The organism is Pseudomonas sp. NFACC13-1 (assembly GCF_900104425.1).
Classification (GTDB): domain Bacteria; phylum Pseudomonadota; class Gammaproteobacteria; order Pseudomonadales; family Pseudomonadaceae; genus Aquipseudomonas; species Aquipseudomonas fluorescens_AA.
In genome coordinates this window covers 122,215-138,615 of sequence record NZ_FMXV01000018.1, presented here as the reverse complement: position 1 = coordinate 138,615, position 16,401 = coordinate 122,215, and the positions used below count along the sequence as shown (strand labels likewise).

Below are 16,401 nucleotides of genomic sequence, written 5' to 3'. Positions count from 1 at the left end.
TTTCGCCAACAGAACGAAGCTCAATGATGGCCTGCCTCACAACCAGCGGTACCACATAGGTTTGGTTGTGCCGTCGGCGGCTACGTTCGTCGAGCCCACTGGGTCCCTCCAGCTCATAGCGCTCGACCCACTTGTAGCCAGTCTTTCGGCTGATCTGATAGTCCTGGCACAGCCGGCTAAAGCTGTGCTTTTCGGATAGATACTCAGCGATGAACATCACTTTGAGGTCCATAGGTTTCAGCTCTCTCCAGGGCATGGTCAGATCCTCGCGAAATCGACCCTGCCAGTTAAAAACTGTTACCTATGTGCGTGAACTGATTCGTAACCCATGTGGGTGAGTCATACCGGGGCAAAGACCTTTTGGTTACTTTTGGGGCGTTTGCCAAAAGTGACCCGCCGTAAGGGCGGAACCCTAAGTGGCCGTTACCGCAGCAACGGATATACACACAAACTATAAAAACCAAGTCAGCAGTCACAACGAATAGCCTGATCCGCCACACGCTCCACCGAGCCGGTCAGGCGAAAGCCTTCATCGAGCCAGCCCATGACGCCGCCGATCATTTCCTTGACCGGGTAACCCAAGGTTGCCAGGCGCACCGCCGCCTTGTTCGCGCCATTGCAATGGGGGCCGGCGCAATACACCACGAACAGGGTGGTCTTGGCATAGGCGGCCAATGCCTGGGCGGTGAGCGTGCGGGTTGGCAGGTTGATCGCCCCGGGTACGTGGCCGCGTTCGTAAGCCAGCGGTCCGCGTACATCCACCAGCACAAAGTCGACATTGCCGGCCTGTTGGCTGGCGTGAACATCGGAACAATCCGTTTCGAATGACAGGCGACGGCTGAAATGCTGTAGGGCGATATCGGAAGGGGCGGCAGGCACTTCGCGAACCAGGCTGGTCATGGGGGTGTACTCCAAGGGTAGATAAAGGCGTGAAGAGACTTTATCCCCCCCCGGCTTGCGGCTACAGTGGCGTACAAGACACTCTGTGGGAATTTTCCGACAAATGCAGCCTCTACCAGGTCTGGTCGCGATCCTCGCCTACGACGGCCTATGCACCTTTGAATTCGGCGTTGCCGTCGAGATCTTCGGATTGGAGCGGCCGGAATTCGATTTCCCCTGGTACGAGCATCGGATCGTCGCGGTCGATGACGGCCCGATGCGCGCCATGGGTGGCTTCCAGGTATTGGCCGATGGCGGCATGGAACTGCTCGAAACCGCCCGGACCATTGTCGTGCCAGGCTGGCGCAGCCGCAGCGAGCCACCTTCCGAGGCGTTGCTCGATGCACTACGCCGGGCCCACGCCCGTGGGGCGCGCCTACTTTCGATCTGCTCCGGGGCCTTCGTACTGGCCGCCGCCGGGCTGCTCGATGGCTTGGGCGCCACGACTCACTGGCGCTACACCGACGAACTGGCCGAGAGCTTTCCCGCCGTCCGGGTCGACCCGGATGTGCTGTACGTGGACTCGGGCCAGGTCATCACTTCGGCGGGCAGCGCCGCCGGCATCGATGCCTGCCTGCACCTGGTGGCACGGGATTATGGCGTCCAGGTCGCCAACACCGTGGCCCGCCGGTTGGTGATGTCACCGCAACGTACGGGCGGCCAGGCGCAGTTCATTCCCTCACCGGTCAGCCGTACGCCACGCAGCGACCTGTCGAGCGTCATGCAATGGGCCCGCGAGCGCCTGCACGCCCCCCTCGGTGTGCGCGAACTGGCCAGCCAGGCGGCCATGAGCGAACGCACCTTCCTGCGCCACTTCACCCAGGCCTGCGGCATGTCGCCCAAGGCCTGGCTGCAACACGAACGCCTGGCCCGGGCCCGCGAGCTGCTGGAAAGCACCGGCGACAACACCGACATTATCGCGCAACTGTGTGGCTACCGCTCGGTGGAGAGCTTTCGCGTGGCGTTTCGCAGCGTCGTGGGGTTGGCGCCGTCGGTGTATCGGGAGCGGTTTGGGCGGGGCTAAAAAGCCGGGGTTATGAAATCCTGTAGCAAGCCTCATTGAGGCTTACGCAACAAATACGTATCCATGATCCACCCATTGGCTTTTCGCGCGGCCTTGCGGGTGCGTTCGATGTCATCGGCCACATCCCCCAGCCGGCCGGCGATCAGGATTTCATCCGGCGTCCCCACATAGGCGCCCCAGTAAATCTGCGTATCGGGATCGCTCACCTGGCGATAGGCATCCTCGGCATCGAGCATCACCACCACGCTCGCCGCGTCGCCCATCTGCCCCGCTGCCAAGCGGCGTCCGGTGGTGATTTCCAGCGCACCACCAATGCTGTTCAACGGCACTTTGTGCCGGGCGGCCAGGGCCTGAACACTGGTGATGCCGGGGATCACCTCGAATTCGAAGGCGCAACGGCCCTCGTCGAGAATAGCCTGCAGGATGCGCACGGTACTGTCGTACAACGCCGGATCGCCCCACACCAGAAAACCGCCATGCTGCCCGTCGGACAGTTCTTCATCGATCAACCGTGCGAAGGTGGCCTGTTTCGCACGGTTCAGCGCTTCGACGCTGTCCGTGTAGCCCAGGTCGCCGCGTTGACGTTCCGGGCTGCAGGTTTCGACGAAACGGCAGGTGCGATCCACGATGTGGCGTCGACAGATTTCGCGCCGCAGGTCCAACAGTTTGTCCTTGGCCGGGCCCTTGTCCATGAGGAAGACCACGTCCAAACGGTTCAAGGCTTTCACGGCCTGCATCGTCAGGTGATCCGGATCGCCGGCCCCAATGCCAATGACTGACAACCTCTTCATCACGGCGACTCCTGGTCAGGTTCCTGGGTGCGCAAGCGCCATACGCCGTTGAAACGCAATTCCAGGGTGGACAACGGTTCAATGTCGATTCGATTGAAGGTGGCGGCCGGGCAGCCCAGGACGTTTATCAAGGCTGCGCGGATCACGAAGGGGTGGGTGACGGCCAGCAGATGCCCCGGTCGGGTTTCCAGGCTGGCCAGCCAATCCCCGACACGGCGACACAAGCGAGCGACGGATTCACCGCCATGGGGGGCCGCCTCGGCATCGTCGAGCCAGGTTTGCAGGGCCTGCGGTTCCACCTTGAGCAATTCATCGATGGATAACCCGCGCCAGCGTCCCAGATCGCAATCGGCCAGGGCCGGGTCCACCCGGGACTCGTCGCCGAACAACGCGGCCGTCTGGCGAGTGCGCAGTTCCGGCCCGCACAGCAGTTGCCGGACGTTTCGATAGCCATGCTCGACCTGCCCGCGTCGCCTCAGCCAGTCGGCGTCCAGCGCCTCATCCACGCTGAAGCGCGCCTGTTTCTGGGCAATGGTGCGGGCGTGGCAGATCAACGTCAGGCGAGTGGCTTGCACACTGGATTCTCGGGTAATCGAACGGGTCGCATGGAGGGGATATTCCCGGGTTTAGCTGTACAGCACCTTATACGAAATCAAATAAGTGAGACAAAAAGGCGTTATGTCCGACATGTCCAAGATGAAACGGCCGACATACTCATTCCACCTGGCCGAGACCAACTCCTACAAGGTTTTCGCACAACTTTGGAGCATTTTAAACGGAACGTAAAAACCGCTGGACATGTAGCACCAGCTACATAAATACTGTTTTCAGGAGTTATGAAAGAAATTCAACATTACATCCAGGCAAGGAGCACGGATGCCGCCCCTCAGAGACCTGATCACCGATCCCGGCCTGGTGTTGACGCCGTCGGAACGCAAGGTCGTCCGTGCCCTGCTCGATCACTACCCACGCAACGGCCTCGGGCCGATGTCACGCCTGGCGGACCATGCTGGCGTCAGCGACCCGACCATCGTACGGCTGGTGAAAAAACTCGGGTTTGGCGGTTATGCCGAATTCCAGGATGCGCTGCTCAGTGACATGGACCATCGCCTGCGCTCCCCTCGCACGCTGCTGCGACCCCGGGCCAAATTGCAGCAAGGCGATACCTGGAGCCAGTACCTGGCCGCCAGCCAACGCAACCTCGTCGACACCCAGGCCCTGACCCAACCCGAAGACGTGCGCATTCTCGTACAGTGGTTGCTCGACAGTCGCCACCAGGTGCATTGTTTCGGCGGGCGCTTCAGCAGCTTCCTGGCCCACTACCTGCTCAACCATTTGCGATTGCTGCGCGCCGGCTGCTTTGCCCTGGAAGACAACGCCCAACTGCCTGACCGCCTGTTCGACGTGCAGCGCCAGGACGTGGTGCTGATTTTCGATTACCGTCGCTACCAGGCCCAGGCCCTGCGCGTGGCCAGCGCGGCCAAGGCGCGGCACGCCCGGGTCGTCCTGTTCAGCGACGTCTATGCTTCGCCGTTGCGCGAGCTGGCCGACCTGATCATCAGCGCCCCGGTGGAATCGGCTTCGGCCTTCGACAGCCTGGTGCCGGCGCTGGCCCAGGTCGAAGCCCTGATCGCCTGCCTGACCCTGCAATGCCCCGAGCTGGCCGAACGCCTGGAAGGCATCGACGCCCTGCGCACCGAGTTCAACACGCACCTGCTGGAGGAAAAATAAGGATGTTCTCGCTCCCCCACCGCTCGCCCCGGGATTTGCCGTTCACCCGCCAGCACACGGCCCTGCTGTTGGTGGACATGCAACGCGCCTGGCTGGAACCGCAATTCGATGCTCACCTGCACAGCCCCGAGGCCGGGTATTTCCTCCAGCGGGCCCGCCAGCAGGTCATCCCCAACCAGCAGCGCTTGCTCGAGGCGATGCGCGCGGCACAGCACAACGTGTTGCACACCCACATCGAAAGCCTCACCGCCGATGGCCGCGACCGCTCCCTGGATCACAAGCTGTCGGACATGCACCTGCCCAAGGGCAGCCCCGAGGCGCAAATCATTGCCGAACTGGCGCCGCAGGAAAACGAAATCGTGCTGCCCAAGACCTCCTCCGGGGTGTTCAATTCCACCAACATCGATTACGTGCTGCGCAACCTGCAGACCCGGCACCTGATCGTCGCCGGAATCGTCACCGACCAGTGCGTCGACATGGCCGTGCGTGACGCCGCCGACCGCGGTTACCTGGTCACGCTGGTGGAAGACGCCTGCGCGACCTACACCGAACAACGGCACCTGGCGTGCCTGAACGCGATCAAGGGCTATTGCTGGATCACCGACACCGACACCGTACTCGCTCGTTTGCAGGAGATGCAGCCATGAGCCGTCTCGATGCCGCTGCCCTCCTCGCACCGCTGCCGGTCACGACCCTGGTGACCACCGACCTGATCGGCGTGACCCGCGGGCGCTCGTTCCCCAGCGATGAGTTGCCCCACTACGTCACCGCCGGTTGCGGCTGGGTGCCGGCCAACAGCGCGTTGACGCCCCAGGATGTCATCGCCTCGACCAACCCCTGGGGTGCCTATGGCGACCTGCGGCTGGTACCGGACCTGTCCAGCCGGGTGACCGTCAACAATGGCCCCGACGCCCAGGCACCGGCCCTGGACTTCATCCATTGCGATATCCGGGAGACCGACGGCCGGCCCTGGAGCGCCTGCCCGCGCACGCTGCTGCAGGACGAAGTGGAGCGTTATCGCAGCGAACTGGGCCTGCAGGTTTTCGCCGCGTTCGAACATGAATTCAACCTGTCTGCCACGCCTGCGCAGCCTGATCGCCTGGCCTTCAGCCTCCAGGCCCAGCGCCAGCAGGCCGGGTTCGCCGGGTGGCTGCTCAGTGCCCTGCGGGCCGGCGGCGTCGAGCCGGAAATGTTCCTGCCGGAATACGGCAAGCAGCAATACGAGATCACCTGCCGCCCGACCCTGGGCGTAGCCGCCGCCGATCGGGCGGTGAACGTACGGGAAATCACCCGCGAGATCGCCCGGCAGATGGGCCTGGACGTGAGTTTCGCCCCCAAGACCTCGGAAAATGCCGTGTGCAACGGCGTGCATCTGCATCTGAGCCTGCAAGACCTGAGCGCAGACCCGGTGCTGCATGACGCCGCCAGCAGCAATGGCTTGTCCAGCCTCGGCCAGCATTGGGCCGCGGGTGTGCTGCATTATCTGCCGGCGCTGTGCGCGCTGACCGCGCCGACGCCGTTGTCCTACGCACGCCTGCAACCTCATCATTGGAGCGCATCCTATGCATGCCTGGGACAGCGCAACCGCGAAGCGGCGCTGCGCATCTGCCCGACCGTGAGCCTGGGTGGCAAGCCGCTGGCGAACCAGTACAACCTGGAGTTCCGCGCCATGGACGCCACCGCCTCACCGCACCTGGCGATGGCCGCGCTGTTGATTGCCGGGCGGCTGGGCATCCAGCACCGATTGGCATTGAACGCTGTCACCGATGAAATACCCGATGAGCTGGATGAAACACAACGTCGCGCCCGTGGCATTATCGCCCTGCCGACAACCCTGGCCCAGGCACTGGACTGCCTGCGCCACAGCGGGGCGCTGCTCGAGGCCCTGCCCGGCCCGCTGGTCGAAACCTATTTCGCCTTGAAGGCCCAGGAGCAGGCCTTGACCCAGGCGCTCTCACCTGCCGAGCGTTGCGAGCACTATGCGCGAATCTATTGAATGTGCTGAATCAGGCCTCTACACCAGGCCGGCCTATCGACTGATCCGGGAGGAATCCGACCACCCGGTGCTGCTGGTGTGCGAACACGCCAGCCGTTTCATTCCCGTGGCGCTCAACGACCTGGGCCTGGATGAAACCGCGTCCCAGGAGCATATCGCCTGGGACATCGGCGCGCTGCTGCTGGCCGAACGCCTGTCCGAAACCCTCGGTGCGACCTTGCTGTCGGCCAATTACTCACGGCTGTTGATCGACCTCAACCGCCCGCTGCACGTGCCGGACAGCATTCCGGCCCAGAGCGAGATCTACCAGGTCCCGGGCAACCACGACCTGGACGAGGCCACGCGCGAGTATCGCCAGCAGTGCCTGTTCCATCCCTTTCATGATCGCTTGCGGGCACTGATCGACCGACGCCTGGCCGCCAACCGGCCGGTGCGCGTGGTGGGCATCCACAGTTTCACCCCGGTGTTCTATGGCCAGCCACGCGCCCTGGAAGCCGGCGTGCTGTTCGGCGAAGCCAAGGAGTACGCCCAGCGCATCGTCGACGGACTGAGCCGGCATTCGCTGCGGGCAGCGGGCAACCAGCCCTACAAGATCAACCCCCTGACCGACATGACGGTCCCGGTGCACGGCGATGGCCGCGGCCTGGATTCGGTGCTGATCGAAGTGCGCAACGACCAGTTGCGCAGCCCAGAAGGGGTACGGACCTGGAGCGCCTACCTGGCGCCCCTGCTGTAGCGGCAGCGGCAAGTTACCAGCGACAGACAGCAAGCAAGCGCCACCCACACAGCTGAAAAGGAAAACGGCTCATGAGCATTGAGGCATTTGGCTACAAGCAGGAATTGAAACGCGGCCTGTCGCTGACAGACCTGGTGGTATACGGGATGATTTTCATGATCCCCATCGCACCGTTCGGCGTGTATGGCTACGTCAACGCCGAAGCCCCAGGGATGGTGCCGCTGGCGTACATCATCGGCATGGTGGCGATGCTGTTTACCGCCTTGAGCTACGGCAGCATGGCCCGGGCCTTTCCGGTGGCAGGTTCGGTCTATTCCTACGCGCAACGAGGCCTTAACCCACACGTCGGGTTCATCGCTGGCTGGCTGATGCTGCTGGACTACCTGCTGATCCCGCCGCTGCTCTATGTCTACGCCGCCATGGCGCTGAACCATTTGTACCCGGACATTCCCAAGGTCGGTTTCATCCTGGCATTCCTGGTGAGCGCGACCTTCGTCAACCTGCGAGGTATCACGTTCACCGCACGGATGAACATCATTTTCCTGCTGGCACAGTTGGTGGTGCTGGGGATTTTCCTGTTCTACGCCTGGAATGCCCTGCACGGCGGGGCCGGACATGGCCAATTGACCCTGGCGCCGCTGTACAGCCCGGAACACTTCAACTTCGCCCTGCTGATGCAAGCCGTGTCCATCGCGGTCCTGTCGTTCCTGGGCTTCGACGCCATTTCCACCCTGGCCGAAGAAATCAAGGGCGACCCGGGCCGCAGCGTCGGCAAGGCCGCCTTGGTGACCTTGCTGGTGATGGGGGCGATTTTCGTGGTGCAGACCTGGATCGCCACCGATCTGGCAGCCGGCATGGGTTTCAAGTCCGCCGATACCGCCTTCTATGAAATCGCCGAATTGGCGGCCGGCGGTTGGCTGGCCACCTTGACCGCGGTGGCCACCGCCCTGGCCTGGGGTGTAGCGGTGGCGATCACCTCCCAGGCAGCGGTGTCGCGCCTGTTGTTCGGCATGGCCCGGGACGGCCAGTTGCCCAAGGTACTGGCCAAGGTCCATCCGAAACACAACACCCCCTACATGAGTATCTACCTGGTGGCGGTGCTGTCGTTGCTGATCTGCTACCTGTTCATCAACGCCGTGGACACCCTGACCTCCCTGGTCAACTTCGGCGCCCTGAGCGGCTTCATGTTGCTGCACATCACCGTCATCAACCATTACTGGCGCCGCCAGCGGTCCGGCCAATTGATTCGTCACTTGATCTGCCCACTGGTCGGCTTCGTGATCGTCGCGGCCATCATGTACAACATGGGCGTGGCCGCGCAGAAACTCGGCCTGATCTGGATCGCCGCGGGTGTGGTCTATTTGTGCCTGCTCAACAAATTCGGCAGTCGTACCGCCCTGCCCGATCCGGCGGGTCAATGAGAAATGGCGGTCGAAGGGTTCGGCCAGCCATGGTTGTAACGCGTGGACATCGACAGTGATCGTCAAGCCCGGTGCCGGTCACCGGGTTCTCTGGGAACAGGAGTGCAATCCATGCTGGCCTTACGTCCAGTTCAATTAGCCGATCTGCCGCAACTGCAACGACTGGCCCGTGACAGCCTGGTGGGCGTCACGTCGCTGCCGGACGATACCCGGCGGCTGGAGGAAAAAATCCTCGACTCGTGCGCCTCGTTCGCAGCCGAGGCGCACGGGCCGGGGGCAGAGAATTACTTTTTCGTCTTGCAGGACCTGGAATCCGGGCGCCTGGTCGGTTGTTCGGAAATCCTCTCCAGCACCGGTTGCAACGAACCGTTCTACAGCCTGCGCAACCGCCCGTTTTCCAGCGAATCCCGGGAGTTGAACATCCAGCACGGCGTACCTGCGTTGTCGCTGTGCCAGGACCTCAACGGGCAAACACTACTGCGTGGCTTCCACATCGATGCCGAACGGGTGCGCACGCCGGAATCAGAGCTGCTGTCCCGGGCCCGGCTGTTGTTCATCGCCGCCCACCCCCAGCGTTTTGCCGAATCGGTCATCACCGAAATCGTCGGTTTCAGCAGCGAAGACGGCCAGTCGCCCTTCTGGGACGCCATCGGCCAGCACTTCTTCGACCTGCCCTACGTCGAAGCCGAACGGTTGTGTGGCTTGCAAAGCCGGACCTTCCTCGCCGAGCTGATGCCGCAGTACCCAATCTACGTGCCCATGCTGCCGCCCGCAGCCCAGGCCTGCATCGGCCGGGTGCATCCCGACGGCCAGGAAGCCTTCGACATCCTCGAGCGCGAGGGTTTCGAAACCAACAGCTACGTCGACCTCTTCGACGGCGGGCCGACCTTGCATGCCCGTATCGCCAATATCCGTTCCATCGCCCACAGTCGCACCACTACGGCCTGGCAGAACTCGCAGATTGATGCACGGGGCCTGTACCTGGTGAGCAACGAGCACCTAGGCAACTACCGGGCCATCGTCGCCGAGCTGGACGTCCGCGCCGACGGCCCGGTGGCCCTGTCGCCCGCCATGCTGACGGCCCTGGACATCCGGGATGGCGCGCGGATCCGGGTGATTGCCCTATGAACCTCACGCGATGCCATGGCCTGCACCGACGTTTGGACCGACACGATGAAGGAGCTGCATCATGATTGTCCGTCCGGTGGCCATCACCGATCTGCCTGCCTTGCTGGACCTGGCCCGTTGCGCGGGCCCGGGGTTTACCAGCCTGCCGGCCAACGAAGAGCGCCTGGCCCACCGCATTCGCTGGGCCCAGCGGACCTTCGCCGGGCAAGTCGAACGTGCCGACGCCGACTACCTGTTCGTGCTCGAAGACGATGACCGGCAGGTGGTAGGTATCAGCGCCCTGACCGGGGCGGTGGGGCTGCGTGAGCCCTGGTACAACTATCGGGTCGGGGTCACGGTCAGCTCGGCGCCGGAGTTGGGAATCCAGCGGCAGATCCCTACGCTGTTTCTCAACAACGAGATGTCCGGGCAATCGGAAATCTGCTCGTTGTTCCTGCACCCCGAACAACGTCACGGGCACAACGGGCGCCTGCTGTCCCTGGCGCGCCTGCTGTTCGTGGCCGAGTTTTCCCAGCTGTTCGGCGAAAAACTTATTGCCGAGCTGCGGGGCCATGCCGACGAACAAGGCTGTTCGCCGTTCTGGGACAGCCTGGGACGGCATTTTTTCCAGAAGGATTTCAGCTACGCCGACCAGTTGTCCGGGATGGGCAACAAGTCGTTCATCGCCGAGCTGATGCCGCGCCAGCCGCTGTACACCTGCCTGCTCACCGAACAGGCCCAGGCAGTGATCGGCAAGGCTCACCCGAACACCGAACCAGCCCTGAAGATCCTCAATGCCGAGGGTTTCAGCCATAGGGGTTACATCGACATTTTCGACGGCGGCCCGGTGATCGAAGCGCCGGTGTCGAAAATCCGCAGCGTACGCGACAGCCAGGCGCTGACCCTGGCCATTGGCACTCCGGACGAACAAGCACCGGTCTGGCTGATCCACAACCGGCGCCTGGAAAACTGCCGCGTCACCAGCGCACGCGCACGCCTGCATGGCAACAGCCTTCTCGTCGATCGCCTCACCGCCAAACGCCTGCAAGTGCAACCGGGTGATACGGTGCGCGCCGTGGCGCTGCTCAGGCAGGGGCAGCAGGCCGTGGCGGCATAACCTTTCTCGCGCCTCGTAAACCAATGTCCGATCACCGCCGCCCCGGCGGCCGGTCTTATCGTCCTGCCAAAAGCGTAGCGTTACCGAGTTGCCCGTGCTGCCGCTTTAACAACTCAAGTATTGTTTATCGGCAATACTTCCCCACAATTCCATAATTGCCTCCACCCCCTCCCAAAACCATACTTGTGCCCATCGCCCTGCTTTAACGAACCCGCTCATGATCAAGACTCTGATTTCCAAGTACCTGCCGCCTGAAGAGATCGCAGCACAAATAAAAACATTGGACATGACCGCGCAAATCAACCAATTAATTGCCGAGCTGAACAGCCAGCCAACCTTTGCCGATGCCCGTTCTCGACGTGCAGCCATCATGAATATTACCAACTTGCACACGGCCACCATCACGTTGCATTGCACGAACATTGGCAATATCAGCATCAAGGCTCTGACATCCATCGGTGTCTCTTCGCAAGTGTATTCAATACCCGGCCAGAGTATTCTGTTTGCCGTTGATCGACCCTTCGAGGTACAGCGATATACCCTCAAGGGGCCTCGGCTTGAAAAGGCCGACACCGTACGCATAGATAAAAACAACCCGCTGGTGATCGACGGCAGCCAGACACTCTTTGACTATTGCCGCCCTGCGCAAACGAACACCGGGCTGATAGGCAGGGTCAATCTGCCGGACAGGAGTGCAGACATCGGCGTATTCGATCGTGCTTCGTTACGCAAGGTCGCCTGGCTGCCCCATGACGACAGCGCCGCCCGCTACCTGGTGAGCCTGGAACTGCTCGAAACGGTTCAAGACCCCGAACGCCGCCGCGTCGCCGGGGAGCTGGTCTACCACTATCACCCGGCCGTGGCGTGGAAAGCCTTCCAGATGCTCTACCGGGCCAATCCCCAGGACGCCTTGAGCTACATCCCGTTGCTGAAAAAACACCGGGATTCGCGCCTGGACAACTTGCTCCAACCGTTCGAGCAGGCGGCATGAAGCTGGAAGCCTTTGTCGAACGGTTGAAAAACCATGACCTGCGACGAGATAAATCCCGGATTATCGAAGACCTGCGGCAGTTGGCCAAGAATCGCACTTTGTTGAGCGATCATCTGCATGCCACGATCCAACGAGACGGCTTTGATACACGCAGCCGCCTCTATAACGCCTATGGGTTTGTCCTGCACCGCAATGACTCGTTCAGCCTTCGCTTGAATTTCTGGGCACCGGCAGCAACGGCTGATGAAAAAGAAACGTTCATCTATAACCTGAACCACAGTCACGACTTCGAGATTTATGCCGTCGGCTACAGCGGTGACGGTTATACCACTATCACCCGCGAGATACTCGACGACCTACCGTTGGAAAAGAATAAGAGACCGCGCCTGGGTAAAGAGCGACGACTAAAACTTGCACCCGGCGAAGTGCTGTACATGCCAGCACTCAAAGAAATCCATAGACAGATCCCGCCGATGTCGATGTCGGCGTCATTGAGCCTGTTCGTTCACCCGCAACATTGGCTCAAACTCGATGAAGCCTGGTGTTTCGATAAAAACTACCGACCACTTTACCCGGGTGTAGCGACGCAAGAAATCGCGTTATTCACAGACACATTGTCATTACTCAACACCGGATAGTCGTTTCGTTGTCCGGCATTTAAAAAGAAGGAAAATGCCATGAATGACCTGATGCAAGACTGGGATGAAACGCCCTTGTTGCGAGCCAGCACCCAGGTGATCGACACCGCAACGCAGTTGATCAACGAAACCCACTGCACAATCCCCGGGTTCCCCACTCGCTTCAACGTTGCAAACATCCACGAGATCAAGCAACTGTGGAGCATGCCAACCTCGGACTGAGCGACCCACCAAGGATGCTTTCGCTGGCCGCAGACCGACCGGGTTTGCGGCCTTTCCCATGCAGCGAAAACATCGCCCATGCACATTCGTCATCATCTTTGCGCTTGCCACGTGATAGCCTTTGGATCTTTCGGCGTTGACACTTTTGCTCAAGCCTTTCCATTCCATTGGTGGAACTCATATGTCCAGGCTTTCCCATCAAGATTTGCGTCGTAACTTTCGTCAACTGCTGGCTTCCAAGACCTGCTACCACACCGCCTCGGTGTTTGACCCGATGTCGGCGCGCATCGCCGCCGACCTGGGTTTTGAAGTAGGCATCCTGGGAGGCTCGGTCGCGTCGTTGCAAGTATTGGGCGCGCCGGACTTCGCCCTGATCACCCTCAGCGAATTTGCCGAACAGGCCACCCGTATCGGTCGCGTGGCCCAGTTGCCGGTCATTGCCGACGCCGATCATGGCTACGGCAATGCCCTGAACGTGATGCGCACCATCATCGAACTGGAACGGGCCGGCGTCGCGGCGCTGACCATCGAAGACACCTTGCTGCCGGCCCAGTTCGGACGTAAATCCACCGACCTGATCGGCGTAGCCGAAGGCGTCGGCAAGATTCGGGCAGCGCTGGAGGCACGCGTCGATCCGGAAATGGCGATCATCGCCCGGACCAACGCCGGGATCTTGCCGGTTCAGGAAATCATCAGCCGGACCCAGCAATATGAGCGTGCCGGGGCCGACGGGATTTGCATGGTGGGCGTGCAGGACTTCGATCATCTGGAAAAAATCAGTGAAAACCTGAAGGTGCCGTTGATGCTTGTCACCTACGGCAATCCGCTGCTGCGCGACGACAAGCGCCTGGCGGACCTGGGCGTACGCGTGACCATCGATGGCCATGGCGCCTACTTCGCCGCGATCAAGGCCACCTACGACAGCCTTCGCGAACAACGGCAGATCTTCACCCAGGCGTCGGACCTCAGCGCCACCGAACTGACCCACACCTACACCCAGCCCGAGGACTACATCCGTTGGGCCGAGGAGTACATGAGCGTCAAGGAGTAAGAAGGCTCACTGTCCTGGGGGCCACCATCGCGAGCAAGCTCGCTCCCACAGTGGGTTTGCGGTGCGACATCTATCTCGGGCACACCCCACACTCCCCTGTGGGAGCGAGCTTGCTCGCGATAGCGGTGGTCCAGCTTGCAATGTGCCAACGCCATCACGAGCAGACCCACAGTGGGTTGGTGGTGAGCGCGATGGCGTTGCCAGGGTGAAACAGGCCTTCAACGGCCGCTACGCAACATCTCCTTGGGCACGTACTTGCCGATCTCGAACTTGCCGATAGCCGCGCGGTGGACTTCATCCGGGCCGTCGGCCAGGCGCAGGGTGCGCTGCATGGCGTACATGTAGGCCAGCGGGAAATCGTTGGAAACCCCCGCGCCACCGTGGATCTGGATCGCCCGGTCGATGACCTTCAAGGCCACGTTCGGCGCGACGACCTTGATCTGGGCGATTTCACTTTTCGCCACCTTGTTGCCCACCGTGTCCATCATGTATGCCGCCTTCAACGTCAGCAGGCGCGCCATGTCGATCTCCATCCGCGAGTCGGCGATCTTATCGATGTTACCGCCCAGGCGCGCCAACGGCTGGCCGAAGGCGGTGCGGCTGACGGCACGTTTGCACATCAATTCCAAGGCGCGTTCGGCCATGCCGATGGAACGCATGCAATGGTGAATCCGGCCTGGACCGAGTCGACCCTGGGCTATTTCAAAACCGCGGCCTTCGCCCAGCAGGACGTTTTCGTATGGCACCCGCACGTTATCGAACAGCACTTCGGCATGCCCGTGAGGCGCATCGTCGTAGCCAAACACCGGCAACGGCCGGACGATCTTGACCCCGGGGGTGTCCACCGGGACCAGGATCATCGAGTGCTGGGCATGGCGCGGCGCATCGGGGTTGCTCAGGCCCATGAAGATCAGGATCTTGCAGCGCGGGTCGCAGGCACCCGAGGTCCACCATTTCTTGCCGTTGATCACCCACTGGTCGCCGTCACGCTCGGCGCGGGCAGCCATGTTGGTGGCGTCCGAAGAGGCCACGTCCGGCTCCGTCATGGCGAAGGCCGAACGAATCTCGCCGCGCAACAGCGGCTCGAGCCAGCGTTGCTTCTGTTCTTCGTTGGCGTAGCGCACCAGCACTTCCATGTTGCCGGTGTCCGGCGCCGAGCAGTTGAACGGCTCCGGCCCCAGCAGCGAGCGCCCCATGATCTCTGCCAGCGGCGCATATTCCAGATTGGTCAGGCCGGCGCCCAGCTCGGACTCCGGCAGGAACAGGTTCCACAGGCCTTCTGCCTTGGCCTTGGCCTTGAGCTCTTCCATGATGGCCGTGGGTTGCCAGCGGTCGCCCTCGGCCACTTGTCGTTCGAACACCGCTTCGGCCGGGTAGACGTAGGCGTCCATGAACGCCGTGACGCGTTCACGCAGTTCCTGAACCTTGGGGGAATAGGCAAAATCCATGAGCAGCACCTTCTTGGCAGAGGTTGTTTTAGGTCATGAAATCGATGCTAGTTCAGCTACGAAAATTTACCTAACCTATTCTCGGCGTGTATTAACATTCATCACCGATATATGTTTCACTGATTCGCATCGCCACCCGGCACCTCACAACAAGCCCAAGAACAAGAGTGCAGCGCCATGAATCTGAGCAAGGTCGACCTCAACCTTTTCATTGTCTTCGATGCGATCTACACCGAAGCCAACCTGACCCGCGCCGGGCAGATCGTCGGCATCACTCAGCCAGCCGTGTCCAATGCCCTGGCGCGTCTGCGCGAGACCTTCAACGACCCGCTCTTCGTGCGCACCGCCCAAGGGATGGTGCCGACGCCCATGGCCCAGAACATCATCGGCCCGGTGCGCAATGCCTTGTCGCTGCTGCGGGTGTCGGTGCAGGAAAGCCGGATATTCAACCCGCTGCAGGCCGTCAAGACCTACCGCATCAGCATGACCGACCTCACCGAAGGCGTGATCCTGCCGCTGCTGTTCCAGCGCCTGCGCCGCCTGGCGCCGACCGTGGCGATCGAGAGCTTCCTGTCCAAGCGCCGTGAAACCACCAAAGAACTGGCCGCTGGCCGCCTCGACTTCGCCGTGGACGCGCCGCTCAACACCGACCCACAGGTACGCCACGTCAAGTTGATGGAAGATCGCTACGTGTGCGCCATGCGCAAGGGCCATCCGCTGGCGGGCAAGGAAAAGATCACCCTCGATGATTACCTGGCCCAGACCCACGTGCACATTTCCAGCCGCCGCAACGGGCTGGGGTACGTCGACCTGGCCCTCGGCAAGATGGGCATCCAGCGCAAGATCGCCCTGCGTTCCCAGCATTACCTGATGGCCTCCCAGGTGCTGCAGCAGACCGACATGGTCATGACCGTCCCCGAGCGCTTTGCACGGCGTCACGATTTGCATGCCTTCCTGCTCCCGGTCAACGACGTGCCACCGGTGGAGACCCACCTCTACTGGCACGAAAGCACCGACCAGGACCCGGCCAACCGCTGGATGCGCGAGCAGATGATCGAGCTGTGCCAACAGGTGACGGCCCATGAGAAGAAGCTCGATAAGGTTTAAGAGATCGAAACGGTGGGAGCGAGCTTGCTCGCGATAGCGGTAGACCGGCCAATATCCATGGTGACTGATCCGACGCCATCGC

Annotated in this window: 18 protein-coding genes; 13 read left to right on the top strand and 5 right to left on the bottom strand. The window is 61.6% G+C overall.

Annotation, left to right across the window (positions count from 1 at the left end):
- On the bottom strand, positions 1-256 hold a 256-nt coding region (locus tag BLQ55_RS21330; RefSeq protein ID WP_143011763.1), incomplete at its 3' end, for a helix-turn-helix domain-containing protein.
- A 209-nt stretch (positions 257-465) separates the two neighbouring features.
- The gene (locus BLQ55_RS21325) at positions 466-900 is read right to left on the bottom strand and encodes a rhodanese-like domain-containing protein (RefSeq protein WP_092197096.1); all 435 of its coding nucleotides are present in this window, start codon (positions 898-900) and stop codon (positions 466-468) included.
- A 103-nt stretch (positions 901-1,003) separates the two neighbouring features.
- Between BLQ55_RS21325 and ftrA the strand changes: the two genes are divergently transcribed.
- Positions 1,004-1,963, top strand: coding sequence for a transcriptional regulator FtrA (gene ftrA / locus BLQ55_RS21320; RefSeq protein WP_092197099.1), 960 nt, complete (start codon positions 1,004-1,006; stop codon positions 1,961-1,963).
- Between the two features lie 32 nt (positions 1,964-1,995).
- Here ftrA and cobF read toward each other — a convergent pair whose 3' ends face one another.
- Positions 1,996-2,754 carry a precorrin-6A synthase (deacetylating) gene (cobF, locus tag BLQ55_RS21315; RefSeq protein ID WP_092256771.1) on the bottom strand — a complete coding sequence of 253 codons (759 nt, stop codon included), beginning with the start codon at positions 2,752-2,754 and terminating at the stop codon, positions 1,996-1,998.
- Complete coding sequence (locus BLQ55_RS21310) at positions 2,754-3,329, bottom strand: histidine phosphatase family protein (protein WP_092256768.1); 576 nt, start codon at positions 3,327-3,329, stop codon at positions 2,754-2,756. The genes cobF and BLQ55_RS21310 overlap by 1 nt, the downstream gene beginning before the upstream one ends.
- Before the next feature lie 301 nt (positions 3,330-3,630).
- Between BLQ55_RS21310 and BLQ55_RS21305 the strand changes: the two genes are divergently transcribed.
- From BLQ55_RS21305 to BLQ55_RS21255, 11 genes are all read left to right on the top strand, one after another.
- The gene (locus tag BLQ55_RS21305) at positions 3,631-4,485 is read left to right on the top strand and encodes a MurR/RpiR family transcriptional regulator (RefSeq protein ID WP_092197109.1); all 855 of its coding nucleotides are present in this window, start codon (positions 3,631-3,633) and stop codon (positions 4,483-4,485) included.
- A 2-nt stretch (positions 4,486-4,487) separates the two neighbouring features.
- Positions 4,488-5,132: a cysteine hydrolase family protein gene (locus tag BLQ55_RS21300; protein WP_092256766.1), complete on the top strand. Its 645-nt coding sequence runs from the start codon at positions 4,488-4,490 to the stop codon at positions 5,130-5,132.
- Positions 5,129-6,481: a type I glutamate--ammonia ligase gene (locus tag BLQ55_RS21295; RefSeq protein WP_092256763.1), complete on the top strand. Its 1,353-nt coding sequence runs from the start codon at positions 5,129-5,131 to the stop codon at positions 6,479-6,481. The genes BLQ55_RS21300 and BLQ55_RS21295 overlap by 4 nt, the downstream gene beginning before the upstream one ends.
- Entirely contained in the window at positions 6,465-7,217 is a 753-nt protein-coding gene (locus tag BLQ55_RS21290; RefSeq protein WP_092197118.1) for an N-formylglutamate amidohydrolase, read from the top strand. Before BLQ55_RS21295 ends, BLQ55_RS21290 begins: the two co-directional genes overlap by 17 nt.
- 71 nt (positions 7,218-7,288) lie before the next feature.
- Positions 7,289-8,638, top strand: a complete 1,350-nt coding sequence (locus BLQ55_RS21285) for an APC family permease (RefSeq protein ID WP_092256760.1) — start codon at positions 7,289-7,291, stop codon at positions 8,636-8,638.
- A 111-nt stretch (positions 8,639-8,749) separates the two neighbouring features.
- Entirely contained in the window at positions 8,750-9,766 is a 1,017-nt protein-coding gene (locus BLQ55_RS21280; RefSeq protein WP_092256757.1) for an arginine N-succinyltransferase, read from the top strand.
- Positions 9,767-9,827: 61 nt separating this feature from the next.
- A complete protein-coding gene (astA, locus tag BLQ55_RS21275) occupies positions 9,828-10,862 on the top strand; it encodes an arginine N-succinyltransferase (RefSeq protein WP_092256752.1) in 1,035 nt (344 codons plus the stop codon).
- Positions 10,863-11,079: 217 nt separating this feature from the next.
- Positions 11,080-11,853 (top strand): hypothetical protein, encoded by a 774-nt coding sequence (locus BLQ55_RS21270; protein ID WP_256326631.1) that lies wholly within the window; start codon positions 11,080-11,082, stop codon positions 11,851-11,853.
- Entirely contained in the window at positions 11,850-12,491 is a 642-nt protein-coding gene (locus BLQ55_RS21265) for a cupin domain-containing protein (protein WP_092256749.1), read from the top strand. The genes BLQ55_RS21270 and BLQ55_RS21265 overlap by 4 nt, the downstream gene beginning before the upstream one ends.
- A gap of 39 nt (positions 12,492-12,530) precedes the next feature.
- Positions 12,531-12,713, top strand: a complete 183-nt coding sequence (locus BLQ55_RS21260) for a hypothetical protein (protein ID WP_092197133.1) — start codon at positions 12,531-12,533, stop codon at positions 12,711-12,713.
- A 181-nt stretch (positions 12,714-12,894) separates the two neighbouring features.
- Positions 12,895-13,764: an isocitrate lyase/PEP mutase family protein gene (locus BLQ55_RS21255; protein WP_092197136.1), complete on the top strand. Its 870-nt coding sequence runs from the start codon at positions 12,895-12,897 to the stop codon at positions 13,762-13,764.
- A gap of 218 nt (positions 13,765-13,982) precedes the next feature.
- On the opposite strand, the gene BLQ55_RS21250 is transcribed toward BLQ55_RS21255, so the two are convergent.
- Positions 13,983-15,212 carry an acyl-CoA dehydrogenase gene (locus BLQ55_RS21250; protein ID WP_053120907.1) on the bottom strand — a complete coding sequence of 410 codons (1,230 nt, stop codon included), beginning with the start codon at positions 15,210-15,212 and terminating at the stop codon, positions 13,983-13,985.
- A 177-nt stretch (positions 15,213-15,389) separates the two neighbouring features.
- Here BLQ55_RS21250 and BLQ55_RS21245 point away from each other — a divergent pair, with 177 nt between their 5' ends.
- Positions 15,390-16,319 (top strand): LysR family transcriptional regulator, encoded by a 930-nt coding sequence (locus tag BLQ55_RS21245; protein ID WP_060738293.1) that lies wholly within the window; start codon positions 15,390-15,392, stop codon positions 16,317-16,319.
- Positions 16,320-16,401: the final 82 nt, after the last annotated feature.